Raw genomic sequence first — 13,644 nt, forward strand, 5'->3', positions numbered from 1 at the left:
TGCGAAAATTTTGGAATAAGGAGGCGGCACAATGGCAGAGGAAAAACAAGCAAACACCCAGTCCACCCTGTATCAGACACTGGGCACGCTCACCGATACCCTGTATCTGACGGCCCAGGTGGTCAGCCGCCCGGGGGAAAAGGAGCTTTTGCTCTCCAACCGGGTGCCTCATGGGGAAGAGACCCGAGCCTTTTTCAGCCAGCTTTATGCCGCCTTCACCCGCCGGGAGGAACGGTCGGATTTTGTGGATCTGTTCAGTGCGGGACAGGATTTTTATGCCATCTTCCGCTACTACGAAGGCCGGTCCCTGGCGGAGAGTTTCCGGGACTGTCCGGGAAACACCGAAAAGCGGCTGGGCATTCTGATCAGGGCATTGTTCCGGGTTCACACCGGCGGCGCCGGTTTGCCGGAGAGTGTGCAGTGCGCCTTGCTCCAGCCGGAGAACATTCTGCTGGATCAGGAAGAAAATGTGCGCTTGCTTTACCAGTTCCACCCGGAGTTTTTCACCGGGAATGTGGGGTGCTCCCGCTGGAAGGAGACGGCGGCTCTGATGGAATTTATGCTCCGCCGGGAGCTGAAAAATCCTTACCATAAGGCGCTGCGGGACATCTGCAAAATGTGTGAGGCCGGGCTGTATGACGGCCTGCCGCCCCTGATCCGGGATCTGGAAAAGGCCCGGGACGGTCTGGGACAAAACGGACTCATCCCCAGGGCCAAGGCTTTTTTCCAGGAAAACAAAAGGCGGCTGGCCCAGGTTTCCTGGCTGGGGATGGTGGTGCTGTTTTTCTGCCTTGTGGTCTACTTTATTACCTCTCTCACGGGAGGAGAAGAAGCGGCCGGGGAACCCATCACCCAGATCGGTCTGGTTTCCTATGGAGAGGGCCAGGAGGAAGAAGGAAGCATTCAGCTTCAGGATCCCACCCGGCCCCCGGAAGAGGAAAAAGTGGCCTTTGCGTCCCTGCCTGAGCCGGAGGAACTGCTGACCTCGGAGGATTATATTGTGGCGCCTGGGGACACCTGGGATTCTATCTGTGAAAGCTATTATGGCGCTGCCGGATATGCCCCCGCAGCCGCCAGCTATAATGGCCTGGACACCGGGAGAGAGCCTCAGGCCGGCACCGTTCTGCGGCTGCCTATGAAGGATCAGCTGGCCCAGTACCTGGAAGATTGACGGCCCGGCGGTAGGAGAAGAGCGTTATGAAATGGATGAAAAGAAGTGTGATCCTGGTTTTGGCCATCCTGGCCGGGATTCTGTTTGCCCTGGAAAGCGGCAAGGTTCCCCAGCTATCCTGGGATGCCTATGCCATCGACGGCAAGGGCCAGCTCTCCCTGCTGAGGGAGGACGGCAAGATGTGGCGGGTTTCCTCTTCCGGGGAGCTGCTGGGAGAATATCAGCTGCCCCAGCAGGATGAAGAAGGCCGCTTTATCCGCTATGGGGATATGGTGGCAGACGACAGCGGTACCCTGTATCTCGCAAGGGAGCACTATGAGGTGCTGGTGGATGGCGAGGGAAAGCGGCAGGAAGTGATTTCTCTGGAAGAGGTGGTTTCCTGGGGAAGCGACGGAACCATCCAGGCGGCAGTGGTGACGGTGGACAAAACCGCCCTTTCCGGCCTGAGCACCCAGAGTTATTTCCGCAAACTCCAGATGCAGGGGGACACCCTTCTGGCCATCTGCGAAGATCAGGGCCGCTATGACATCCTGAAAGTCCAGCCCTATGGGGATGCATCCCCGGAGACCCTGTCCAGCTTCTTTTTGGAGACAACAGAAGAAGGGGACGAGGAGCAGGCTTTGGTGCCGGAGGACTTTGCCGCCCTTTCCGACGGTACGCTGATCTACTCCGCCCAGGGGGGCGGGCTTTATGCCATCGGTCCTGAGGAAGAAGAACCCCGGGTGTTGGCGGAAAGCACTCTTTTGGCCGGTCAGGTATCGGCCGATGAGGAGGACCTGGTTTACTATGTCAGCCGCAGCACCGGTGCTCTCTATCAGCTGGACCCGCAATCCCTCACAGCACAGCGGCTTTACAGCGGTGAGGACACGGTGAATGCCCGGCTGGACATCGCCTTTGATCAGCTCCAGGAAGCCCGGTATGTGGGAGCAGGGGATTTCTGCGGCGTCACCATCGACGGAAAAGACCCAGTGTGGCTGCGTTTCGGCAAAGAAGCGGTGGCGGTGGAGGGTATCCATGAGGGCTGGGATCTGCTGCGGGTTGGAAAGACCCTGCTGTGCGCACTGGCCGCCGGGGCCTTGGCCGCGGCAATCTGGTGGAGCGTTTTCCGGCTGCTGGGAGCCTCCCGGCTGGTCAGCCGGATTTTGCTTCAGTTCCTTCCGGCGCTGGTGCTGGTCACCGCCCTGCTTTTGGGCGGGATGCTCACCCTTTACCGGCAGCAATGCCGGGAAAACCTGCAAAACAGTCTGGGGACGGCGGCCCGCTTTGCCGTTCAGAGCCTGGAGGGGCAGGAACCGGAGGCTTTGCCCTCCCGCTTGAATGGGGTTCAAAGAGCTTCTTTGGAAGAAAGTCTGGAAGAGGCATTCCAGGGAGCACAAATTGTTTCCGGCCTCCAAAATATGGGCCTGCGGCTTTACGGCCAGGAGGACGGCAGTTTCTACGGCCTGTTTTCCTTGGGCACAGAGGGCTTTTCCTCAGCCAGTTACCTGGCTCCGCTGAACAGGGAACTGACCGGACCGGATCTGGAGCAGGTGGAAAAGCTGGCGGAACAGGACGGCGGCTCTGTGGAAACCACTCAGGGCACCCAAAACTATGAAAGCTATGTTGTCCCCTTGCGGGGAGAGGACGGAGCGGTCTGGGGTCTGGTGGAGACCCGGGCGGAAAAGGATTCCGCACTTCCTCTGTGGGCCAGAAGCAATCTGCCGGCCGTTCTCGTGCTGGCCGGCGCCGTGCTCTGCTGCCTGCTGTGGCTGCTGGCGGTGCTCATCGGGGCTTTCCGGCCCCTCAAGGAGCTGAGCCGGTGCATCGCCGCCATCGGCGGGGGAAACTGGCGGGTCAAGGCCAAAATCACCTCCCGGGATGAGCTGGCCCAGATCGGCATCAGCTTCAACCAGATGACCGAAAAACTGAGCCAGTACATTTCCAATATGGTGCTGCTCAACAACGAATACATCAAATTCACCCCTCGGGAGCTGTTCCAGCTGCTGGGCAAGACCAAGGTTACCGATTTGCAGCTGCGGGACCAGCAGGTGCAGGACATGAGCCTTCTTTATGTCACCTTCGGCACACCGGGGGAGCAGATGGGCAATGAGGATTACTTTGCCCTGATGAACGAAAATTACGACCGGATCTTTGATGTGGTGGACATCAACCACGGCATCATCCAGCGGTTTGATGGGGCGGGCATGCTGGCCTTGTTCCCAGGCCAGACGCGGGACGCTTTGAACACCGCCATTTCCCTCAAGGAGATCATGGCCCGGGAGGAGCGGCCGGTGGAGCTGAAGATCCTCATTTCCCGGGACAGGACCCTGGTGGGTGTGGCCGGCAACCAGAAGCGCCAGACCATTACCGCCATTTCCAAAACCATTATGGATATCTACGCCCTCAACAGCCTGATGGACGAGATCGGCACCCGGTATATCATCACCCGCCGGGGCGTGGAGGGCATCGGAGAAGATTCCTATTTCAGCTGCCGGGAGATCGGCGCCGGAGACTGGGGACGGGAGAGCCTGTATGAGTTCCTGGACGGCATGGATACCTATGAAAAGAAACTCCACCTCATCACGAGAGAAGAGTTTGAAAAAGGTATCCACGATTACCAGCAGAAGCGGTATTTTGAAGCACGGAAACACTTTGCCAGTGTTTTGCAGACAAACCAGCGGGATCAGGTGGCCATGTATTACCTGATGCTTTGCGACACCCACAGCCAGGAGGGCACGGCCCGACAGAACTGATCCGGGTGTGATACAAGAGGAGACGGCAGATGAACTTCAACCTTTTCAGCCAAATATCCAAGATCGTGGGCCGGCAGATCAACAATATCTCCAAAAAGATCACCCGGCTTCTCAAGCTGGCCTCAAAGCCCATGGTCTATCTCAATACCTATGTGCGCGCCCAGGTGAAGGCCATGACCCGCCCGCCGGCCAGCAAAGCCGACTATGTGCGTTTTGGCAGCATCTACCTCTCCAAACGGTTTTTGGGGCTGAGCGTCACAGGGATCGTGGCCGTCTGCACGGTGTTTTCTGCCTTTGTGTATCCCTGGATGGAAGGGCGGCTGTGGACTCCCACCATGACGCTGAACAGCGGCAAAATGGCCGGTTATACCGGCAAGGCCAAAATCGAAAACCAGGTGGGTCAGCTGATCTATCTGGGAGATGTGGAGCAGGGCCAGCTCACCGGCTACGCCCTCCAGTATGACAACCAAGGCCAGCTGGTCTATGAAGGGGATTTCCAGTCGGGGGCCTATGAAGGCTCCGGCAAGCTCTATGCGGACGGCGTCCTCCGCTATGAAGGGGGCTTTGCCCAAAACCTCTATGAAGGGGAAGGGCGGCTGTATGACGAGGCGGGAAACCTGATCTATCAGGGGGATTTTCTTCAGGGCCTTTTTGAAGGCACCGGCATGGAGTACAGCCCGGAAACCCATAAAATGGTCTATCAGGGGGACTTTGCCGGCGGAGTCCGGGAGGGCAACGGCGTCCTCTATGAAGAAGACGGAGAGACGATAGCCTACCGGGGCCAGTTTGCCGCCGGGGTCTTTGAGGGCCAGGGCAGCGCCTATGTAGGGGGCGTGCTGGTCTACCAGGGGAATTTCTCCCAGGGGCTTTACGAGGGAGAAGGCACCTTGTATGACGAAAAGGGCAGCATCCTTTACCAGGGTCAGTTCGTCCAGGGCTCCCGCCAGGGGGCAGGCACCGTTTATGACCAGGTGGGTTCTGCGGTGTACTCCGGGGAGTTTGTGGACGACGGGGTCAACTATATGAGCTACCTGGGCAAAGGGACCGAAGAGATCACCGCCGCCTTTGGGGCGCCGGGGTATCAGACCCAGGCCGGAGGATATACTTTGCTGTCTTATCTGAATCTGGAGGCCAGTTTCCTCTGCGCCGACGGCGGAGACGGCACATTGGTCTGCCGTTTCGTGCTCATGGACGCAAACCAGGGATTTTTGGGCATCACCCCGGCTTCCACCGAAGAAGAGCTGGAAAGCCTGCTGGGGACACGGTTTACCACCCTGACGGGGAACCTGACCCAAGAGCGCATCCAGGCCGTATCCCAGCTGTCCCTTTCTGTGCCGGAGAAGGGACGGGTGGACAAATACCTGATGAGCAATTATTACATCAAAGTGTACTATAACGCCCAGGATCAGATTGCCGCTGTGGAATGCGGCGGCTATTAAAGGAGGCGGGAAGATGAACAGAAAAAAAGCACAGGGGCTTTTGGCCCGATGTGGCAGTCTGCTTCTTTCGGCGGCGCTGCTCAGTGGGCTGCTGTTTCCCCCTCTGGTCTTTGCGTTGGAAGGAGAGGAAACGGCTGCGGAGACAGAGCCAAGCGCCCAGGAGGACCTGACCGGGGACCCTGCATCCTCTCAGGAGCCGGAGCCCACTTTGGAAGAGCTGCGGGATGAACTGCTGGCCATCATGGGCGAGGCGGAAAACCGGGAAAGCGTCAAAACCTCCATCGACCGGCTCATTGCCCTGGGCGATCCGGAGGGCACGCTGCGCACCTATCTGGAACAGACCATCCGCCTGTATCAGCTGCAAAGCGAGCAGCAGGAGCTGGAAAGCTCTCTCACCCAGCTGGAAGGAATGAACGAAGGCCTCAGCGCCCTGGGAGAAGCGGTGGACAGCGGCATGAATCCGGATGAAGTCCTCCGCCGTCTGGAAAGCGAGGTGGACGCCGGGGCGGCCCAGATGCTGAAAGACCTGGGGTATGACGGCACCGGAGAGCTGTTTGAGCTGGCCAATGCCGCTATTACCTACCTGGACGAGGGGAAGGCCGGGGCCCAGAGCGGTCACATGGCGGCCATCCTTCTGTACCAGGGGTTGATCGATGGGGAATTTCTGGAGGAAGAGGGCGCGGAACAGGCCCAGAAGGCCATTTCTTCCCATGCATCCTCCATCGCCGGAAGCTACCAGGGGCTTTCTTCCCAGAGCCGGGAAAGTCTGCAAACTCAGTCCCGGGCCATTGCCCAGAAGACCAATCTGGCCCAGGCCATGGACCCGGGAGCACTGGTGGTGGCCGGGGGAACACTGGCTTTGACAAAGCCGGTATTCACCTATAACGGCTGTATTATGGTCTCTTTGACAGACGCCGCCTCTTTCCTGGAAGGACGGGTGGTGAAAATGGCCGACGGCTGCACTTTGGCCATCCAGAGTCCCTATGGGGTGCTGGAAGTAACCCTGGGGCTGGGGGATGCCTATTGGAACGACCGGCTTTTGAAGCTGGAAGTGCCGGCCATCCTCTTTGACAATGAGCAGTACATCCCTTTGGATGGGCTGCTATTTTGCCGGGGCATGACCCGGATGCAGGTGGGTTCTGTTCAGTTGATCTACGCAGCCTAGTGAATCGAGGGAAAGGAAGAAACACATGGCGAAATATTCGGTGATCTCCGATGTGAGCCGCACCATTGTGGAGCTGCTTCAGGCTGAGCTGGTGCCCGAGCTGGTGCAGCAGCGGGAGCAGATCGGAGTGTGCGACCCCCACGACCGGGGAAATTTTGTGGTGGGAGTCCATTTGTATGACATTTCGGAATCGGGGGAGGCCCGGGGCGTGGGGCCGGTGATGCGCCCCGACGGCACCATGACCAATCCTCCGGTGTCCCTCAATCTGTCCATGATGATCTCGGTGGCCAGCAAGGCGGAAAAAGAGACCCGCACCATGGATGAGCAGATGATCATGGGTCGCGTAATCCAGGTGCTGGAAGACAACAAACGCCTGCCGGAAGAGTATATGCCCCCGGCACTCCGGGCCGCCGGAGAGGCCATCCGCATCAGCAATGTGCCCATGCAGCTGGAGGAAAAGACCAAGATCTGGACCATGTTCAATGAATCCTACAAGCTGAGTGTCTTTTACAAAGTGGGCCCGGTGCAGCTGGAATCGGCTGTGACCACCATGCCCGCGCCCAGGGTACGGGAAGTGCGTCTGGGCACCCGACAGAAGGAGGAGAGGAAATGAGAACCATCGCCCGGCTGTCGGCCGCCTTTCAACTGGTGGACGGTTACAGCAAAGAGGGAGTGAAAGGGGCTTCCTTTTTGGTGGATGGAGCCCCGGTTCCCTTTGTGGCCAAGCCCGATGGCACCTATGTGTTCTCCAACCTGCCCATTCTGCCCCACACCTATCAGATCAATGTGCCCGGGTATCTGCCGGTGCAGCGCACCCTTCCGGCCCGGCCGGAATTTTTCCCCGAAGTGGTTATTTTGCAGTACAGCCCGGAAGGGCCTTTGCTGCAAAGAATCGCCTGTTTTCATCTGCGGTTTCTGGTGGAAGAAGAGCCGGTGCAGCAGGAAACCGTGGAAGTGATGCTGGGCAATCCCGCAGGCGGCCTGCGGCTTTTGGAAAAGGCCCCTCGGGGAGCCTGGCAGGTGAAGGTGGCCGCCAAAGGGAAAGGACTGCTGTTTCAGCATTACCGGGGAAAGAAGACCGGAGAAGAAGTGCTGTTCACCGGTTACGACGAAGGAGAAGGGCTTTTTCAGCTGTGGAAGCCTTTGGAGCAGGAGCTGGACAAGGGCGAGCTGCTCTGCCCTTTGTGGCATCTCCGGACCGATGGGGATGGGAAGGCTATTTTGCCGGCCATCGGAGCCTTTCTTCCCAAGGAGGATGGGGAGCTCCACTTTGCGCTGGGAAACAGGAAAGCCACACTGCAAACGGCAGCCCCGTCTCCCAGCCTGTCCTGCATCATCCAGTTGAAGGAGGAAGAGTAGCGTGGGAAATCAAGTGTGTATGGGCGCCATGTGCCAGTGTTCCTTCGGCACGGCTCCTTCCAGTCTGGTGGTCACACCGGAAAACAAGACCCTGACTTCCAATATGCCGGCAGCCACCATCATGGACAATGTACCTATGAAGAACATCATGCCCTTTGGCATGTGCACCTCCATGTCCAACCCCACGGTGGCCTCGGCCACAGCGGCAGCCATGGGCGTGCTCACCCCCATGCCCTGCGTGCCGGTGATCCCGGCCCCCTGGGCTCCGGGCTGTCCCACGGTGCTCATCGCCAACAAACCTGCTCTCAATGACTCCTCCAAGCTCACCTGTGCCTGGGGTGGCGTCATCAGCATCAATATGCCGGGGCAGATGAAGCACCAGGTGCCCTGATGGCAGAATCCCTGATTTTTCCCGAAAGGAGGCATGGTTATGGAATCCCTTTTTCGCCGGTATTTTAACCCGGACGATTTCGGTGCGCCCTATGAAGAGCCGGAAGAGCATCTGCTGGACCTGGTGTACTGGGTCCGGGAAGCGCTGGACGGCTGGAACAGGCTCTATGGGCAGAAAGAGAACCAGCCCATGCCGGAAGCGGGGCGGGAAAAATGGGTGCAGGATCTGGACAAAAGCCTGTTTCATATGGATGCCCGGGTTTCGGCCAGCGTGAAGCGGGGGGATTTTCTGGCCGTCCAGTATGTGCGGGAGCTGTTCCACTTGACCGATCTGGAAGTTTTCACTTTGATTCTTTATCTGCTGCCCCGCTACGACGAGAGCTTTGGCCCTCTGCTGGGAAAAGGGCGGGGAGAGGGAAGACAAACCGGCCCCAGCCTGGATATGGCTCTCAAACTGTTCCACCTGGCCCGAGGGCCGGAGGATGTACCGGGCTATCACCGGCAGCGGCATCAGCTGGAGAAAAAAGCCTTCTATGCTTTTTTGCAAAAGGACGGCACATTGGACAAACGCATGGCAGACTTTTTGCTCCAGAATGGCCGGGAGCCTTTGGAGAGGGAAGTGGCGGAAACCTTTCTTCCCCAGAATACGGAGGCCCTTTTGTGGGGCGAGGAAGAGGCCCGGCATCTGGCGGAGACCATCGCCGGAGACGGGGAGGAAAAAGAGCCTTTGTTCCTCTGTCTCCGCGGCCCCAGCGGCGTGGGTCGCACCACCAGGGCCAAACGGGTGGCCCAGCTGCTGGGCATCCCGGCGGTGATCTTTTCCTGTGCTCCCTCTCCCCAGATGCGCAGGGAGGATTTCTTCGACGCTCTGCGCACCGCCGGACGGGAGACCATCCTGGTGCAGGGGATGCTGGTGCTGCGCCAGCTGGACGCCCTGCTGGAAGAGCCGGACACCGCCCGTCAGGTACTGGATATGGCGGGGATGTTCTCCGGTGCGGTGCTTCTTCTCTGCGGAGAGGAGGGAAACCTTCTGGAGCTGTCCCAGGGGCGGCGGTGGCTGGAAGTGCCCATTGCCCTGCCGGACAAAAAGGCCAGCATCGCCCTGTGGCAAAGAGAGCTTTCTGCCTTGCCGCTGAAAGAGCCGGTGGACGGGGCGGAGATGGCCAACAAGTTCACCTTCACTCCGGCCCAGATCGTGGGCACCGGTCAGCGGGCAGCCGGGGAAGCCCGGCTTCACGGCCCTCTGGGGCGGCAGGATGTGACCCGGGCCGCCTATCATCAGGTGAGCCACAAGCTGGGAGAACACGCCACCCTGATCTATGCCCGCCATACCTGGGATCAGCTGGTGCTGGGGCAGCAGGAAAAGGAAATGCTGCGCATGGCCTGCGACCAGGTGCGGTACCAGCATGTGGTCTATGACAAATGGGGCTTTGACAAGCGCCTGGCCTACGGCAAAGGGGTGAGTATGCTCTTTGCCGGACCGCCAGGCACCGGCAAGACCATGGCGGCCCAGGTGGTGGCCAGCGACTTGGGCATCGAGATGTACAAGGTGGATCTGTCCCAGGTGGTGAGCAAATACATCGGCGAGACCGAAAAGAACCTGAACCAGGTGTTTAGTGAAGCCAAGAAATCCAATGTGATTCTGTTTTTCGACGAGACCGACGCCATCCTGGGCAAGCGCACCGAGGTGAAGGATTCCCACGACAAAAACGCAAACCTGGAAACCGCCTACTTGCTTCAGAAAATGGAAGAATACGACGGCATCACCGTCATGACCACAAACTACAAGGAAAACATCGACAGCGCCTTTTTCCGGCGCATCAGCTATGTGATCCATTTTTCCTTCCCCGATGAAAAGGCCCGCCGGGCCATCTGGAAGGGGATTTTCCCGAAGGAAACTCCTCTGGGAGAGGATGTGGATCTGGATTATCTGGCCCGGCAGTTTTCCATCACCGGCGGCAGCATCAAAAACATCGCTCTGGTGGCCTCCTTTATGGCCGCCCGGAAGGATGTGCCGGTGGGGATGGAACACATTCTCAGGGCCACCCAATTTGAAATGGCCAAACAGGGAAAGATCATGCTGAGGGAGGATTATGGCGAATATGGCTATCTCCTGCCTTAGAGCGATGCACAGATAAAAAGCACCTGAAAGGAGCACCTTCTATGGATAAGGATTCTTTGATGTACGGCATGGATGTGTTGGATGAAATCAGCGGGGCGTTGGAGCCCATCGGCCTCACCGTACACAAATTGGATGTGGAGGAGACCCAGGGCCTGCCGGCGGGATTGATCGTCCCCACAGGGGAAAATCCCTCTTTCTCCGTCACCTGCCATGTGCTGCCCACTCACAAAGACCAGGTATCCACCACCTTTGTTCAGCTTTTTCTCCCTCTCACAGAGCCCTGTCCGGAAAAACAGGAGGAGATGGAGAAATTTGCAAAAGAATGCAACAGCCGGTTTTTGCTGGGCACCATTTTTGTGTACCAAGATTGCCTGAGCATGAAATATGTCACCGCTCTGGAGCCCACCATCGCCCTGGAAGGGCCCCATTTCCAGGCGGCGGTGTTCGCCTTCTTGCAGCAGGCGGAGGAGATCGGAAAAAAGGCCCAGGCTCTGTGCCGGGGAGAGATCACTTTGGAGCAGGCCCTGGGTGAAAGCGCCCAGTAACAGGAGGTGACAGCCATGTTCGCACAGGACGAGCGAAAAGAAAGAAACACATTTCCTGCGCCCCAGAATGCTCAGGGAGGAACCACCTTGTTCCAGGTGTCCGACAGCCGGGACGGGGCGGAAGCAAACGCCCGGCAGACGGCTGACAGCGTGATGGGCGGCGGCATTTTCCGGGAAGGAAGCGGCAGTTTTTCCCCGGGCGGCCAGGCACAGCTGTCCAATCTGGATCTGGCCGGGGCGGGCGAGAGCCTGCCCGCAGGGCTGCAGGGGCAGATGGAGCAGGCCATGGGCGCCGATTTTTCCCAGGTGCGGGTGCACACCGGCGCCGGAGCGGCCCGGGCCAGCAAACAGATTTCGGCCCGGGCATTCACCCGGGGGCAGGATCTGTATTTTGGACAGGGGAATTATGATCCCCACAGCCAGGAAGGCCAGCACCTGATTGCCCATGAATTGGCTCATGTGGCCGCCGGAGACGGAGGAATCCACCGGGATCCCACCGGAAACCAGGGCAATCAGGGCAACCAGGGGAATCAGGGCAATCAGGGAAACCAGGGAAACCAGGGGAATCAAGGAAACCAGCAAGCAAACCAGCCCTCTCCTGAAGAGGAGCGCCGGAACCAGGCCCTCCAGGAGATGAAGAAAACTACAGTACATGAACAACATGTCGTGGAGCGTGCCAACAGCCGGATTCAACAGGCCGGAGATCAAGCCAGCATGATTGCTCAGGCCAGGAGCCGGGGCATCGTAACGGAAGACCTGAAAAAGAAAAAGGAAAATCTGGATCGTTCTCAGGACTCCATTGAACGGGGGATCCCACGGCTTCAGCAAAACATCAGCGATTATCAGTCAGCCCAAAACGCTGTACAGAGCGCAAATCCTCAGGCGCAGGAGAGCGCAGAGCAGAAACAGGCGGTGGAAGATGCCCACAAGGTGAAGGAATCACTGGAAAAGACAAAAACCGATGTGGGGAATGCGCTGCAAGTCATGGAATTTGGCCTGGAACAGGGCGGACTGAAGGACAGCAACCAGGAAGGAAGAGCTTTTTCCCAGCCGGTGCTCCACATGCTGAACAGTTCTGCCGGAGAGATGTTTATGGAGGCGGCGGCTCAAGTGCGCAAAAGCTCTGGCGGCAATAGCATCAAGGAAGCAGAAGACAGAGCGGCCAGCAGCGCTGAGGGGAAAAAACTGATGAAAGGCGAAGTGGATACCTGGGATACCCTTGAACAAGTCACAGGGGTTATTGGCCTGGGTGTGAGCGCCGTGGGAGACGCCAACAGTATGATCGCCGGCGGAACCGAGATCGACGAGGCGGTAAAGGGGGAAGACAACACAAGCGAGGCATCTCAAGACGCAGCTGATTTTGCCAATACAATGGGCGCGGTTACCGATTCTCTGGGGGCTTTGGCAAGCACGGCCGGGGGTTTCATTGAGAGCAAACAGCTTGTCAGCCAGGAGAAGGCGCGCCATAAGAAGATACAGGATATGAAAAAAAGCAGCGCTGCTGCCGGAAAACTGCACTATATGGATAAAGCAGCCAGCATTGGCAATGTGGGAACCTGGACAGGGGTGGCTTCGGACTATGTGGGAGCCGGCAACTCCATCGGCGGCTTGGCCAAAGGCAAAGAATACGATGAGCAGAAGGGCAATGTGGCCAGCGTGGTGGGAGATAGCCTGGGGGTTGTGGGAAATACCATCGGGCTGGGTGTTGACAGCCATCAGGCCAAAAAACAGCATGATCAGGATGTTCGGGCCAAGGAAAATATGAGGCTTCTGGGCAATCAGCTGGAAAAAACCCTTCAAGGGAGTACCACTGGCCGTAGTGAAGTGATCCGTATGATATGCGAGCGCTTGAAAGCAAAAGTGTTCAACAAAAAGCAGAAATATTCCATAGCGGATCTCATCGATGCGGCTATCGATGGCCGGCATCCTTCTACGCCCCGTCCCAGCAACCAGCAAGGGAACCCGGCGGGCAATCAGCAGAGCAACCCGCCGGGCAATCAGCAGAGCAACCCGCCGGGCAATCAGCAGAGCAACCCGCCGGGCAACCAGCAGGGGAACCAGAACACAACGGCGGCGGATTACACAAAACCGGAATTGGAGCCCAAGCAAAAAGCATTGCTTTACAGCCTGCGCATGTTGGAAGTAGGCCGAGAAAACAGCAAGACGGCTGCATCGGACAGCCGGTGGGATACAGCTCTTGATGTGATCGGAACCCTGGGCAGTTTGACCAGTCTGGCGGCCAGCATCACCCGCATGGCTGGCGGCAAGCTGGGCGGTGCTATTGTGGGCATGGTTTCCAATGTGATCGGCGCAGTTGGCACTGCGGTGGAAGCTGGAAGAACTGTACGGGGCGCCGGTGCAAGAGGAAAGCAGAAGGCACGGGACGAGCGTACAGCCAAGGTGGTAACATTCCGGGGTGCAATCAGGCAGATGGCCATGCTGCCTCCCCTGTCCTACGGAGCGCTCCAGATGGCGGCGCAAAATGGATTCCATTTGTCGGATGATACCATGAATGCTGCTGAACAGTATGCCGCCGTGTTTGCTTCCCTGGAAGCGGCCAATGTAAACATGGTGGATTTCCTCTATGCTCTTCATACCGGTAAATTTGGCGGAAAAGACGATCAGGGCAATGCAATCACTACAGAGAACAGTCTGAAGGCGGCATACAGTGCCATGGAATTTTGATCCAAAGAAAAAGCCAGGGGGATTTTTCCCCCGGCA

At 58.2% G+C, this 13,644-nt stretch carries 10 protein-coding genes; all 10 read left to right on the forward strand.

Annotated features, from left to right (window positions below; genetic code table 11):
• Nucleotides 1-31: 31 nt before the first annotated feature.
• Genes H6A25_RS01940 through H6A25_RS01985 form a run of 10 tightly spaced genes read left to right on the forward strand, consistent with a single transcriptional unit; the run spans nt 32 to nt 13,608 of the window.
• Nucleotides 32-1,171, forward strand: a complete 1,140-nt coding sequence (locus H6A25_RS01940; protein WP_204750329.1) for a hypothetical protein — start codon at nt 32-34, stop codon at nt 1,169-1,171.
• Nucleotides 1,172-1,197: 26 nt separating this feature from the next.
• Nucleotides 1,198-3,903 (forward strand): HAMP domain-containing protein, encoded by a 2,706-nt coding sequence (locus tag H6A25_RS01945; RefSeq protein ID WP_204750330.1) that lies wholly within the window; start codon nt 1,198-1,200, stop codon nt 3,901-3,903.
• A 29-nt stretch (nt 3,904-3,932) separates the two neighbouring features.
• Complete coding sequence (locus H6A25_RS01950; RefSeq protein ID WP_204750331.1) at nt 3,933-5,342, forward strand: hypothetical protein; 1,410 nt, start codon at nt 3,933-3,935, stop codon at nt 5,340-5,342.
• 13 nt (nt 5,343-5,355) lie between these two features.
• Nucleotides 5,356-6,507, forward strand: coding sequence for a hypothetical protein (locus H6A25_RS01955; RefSeq protein WP_204750332.1), 1,152 nt, complete (start codon nt 5,356-5,358; stop codon nt 6,505-6,507).
• A gap of 25 nt (nt 6,508-6,532) precedes the next feature.
• On the forward strand, nt 6,533-7,120 hold the full coding sequence (locus tag H6A25_RS01960; RefSeq protein ID WP_118426362.1) for a DUF4255 domain-containing protein: 588 nt from the start codon (nt 6,533-6,535) through the stop codon (nt 7,118-7,120).
• Nucleotides 7,117-7,866, forward strand: a complete 750-nt coding sequence (locus H6A25_RS01965; RefSeq protein WP_204750333.1) for a hypothetical protein — start codon at nt 7,117-7,119, stop codon at nt 7,864-7,866. The genes H6A25_RS01960 and H6A25_RS01965 overlap by 4 nt, the downstream gene beginning before the upstream one ends.
• Nucleotide 7,867: 1 nt before the next feature.
• Nucleotides 7,868-8,257, forward strand: a complete 390-nt coding sequence (locus H6A25_RS01970) for a DUF4280 domain-containing protein (protein WP_345941568.1) — start codon at nt 7,868-7,870, stop codon at nt 8,255-8,257.
• Nucleotides 8,258-8,296: 39 nt separating this feature from the next.
• On the forward strand, nt 8,297-10,378 hold the full coding sequence (locus H6A25_RS01975; protein WP_204750334.1) for an AAA family ATPase: 2,082 nt from the start codon (nt 8,297-8,299) through the stop codon (nt 10,376-10,378).
• 41 nt (nt 10,379-10,419) lie between these two features.
• A complete protein-coding gene (locus H6A25_RS01980) occupies nt 10,420-10,923 on the forward strand; it encodes a hypothetical protein (protein ID WP_204750335.1) in 504 nt (167 codons plus the stop codon).
• 15 nt (nt 10,924-10,938) lie between these two features.
• Nucleotides 10,939-13,608: an eCIS core domain-containing protein gene (locus tag H6A25_RS01985; protein ID WP_204750336.1), complete on the forward strand. Its 2,670-nt coding sequence runs from the start codon at nt 10,939-10,941 to the stop codon at nt 13,606-13,608.
• Nucleotides 13,609-13,644 lie beyond the last annotated feature (36 nt).

Origin of the sequence: Intestinimonas butyriciproducens (genome assembly GCF_016901775.1) — a bacterium.
Taxonomy (GTDB): domain Bacteria; phylum Bacillota; class Clostridia; order Oscillospirales; family Butyricicoccaceae; genus Pseudobutyricicoccus.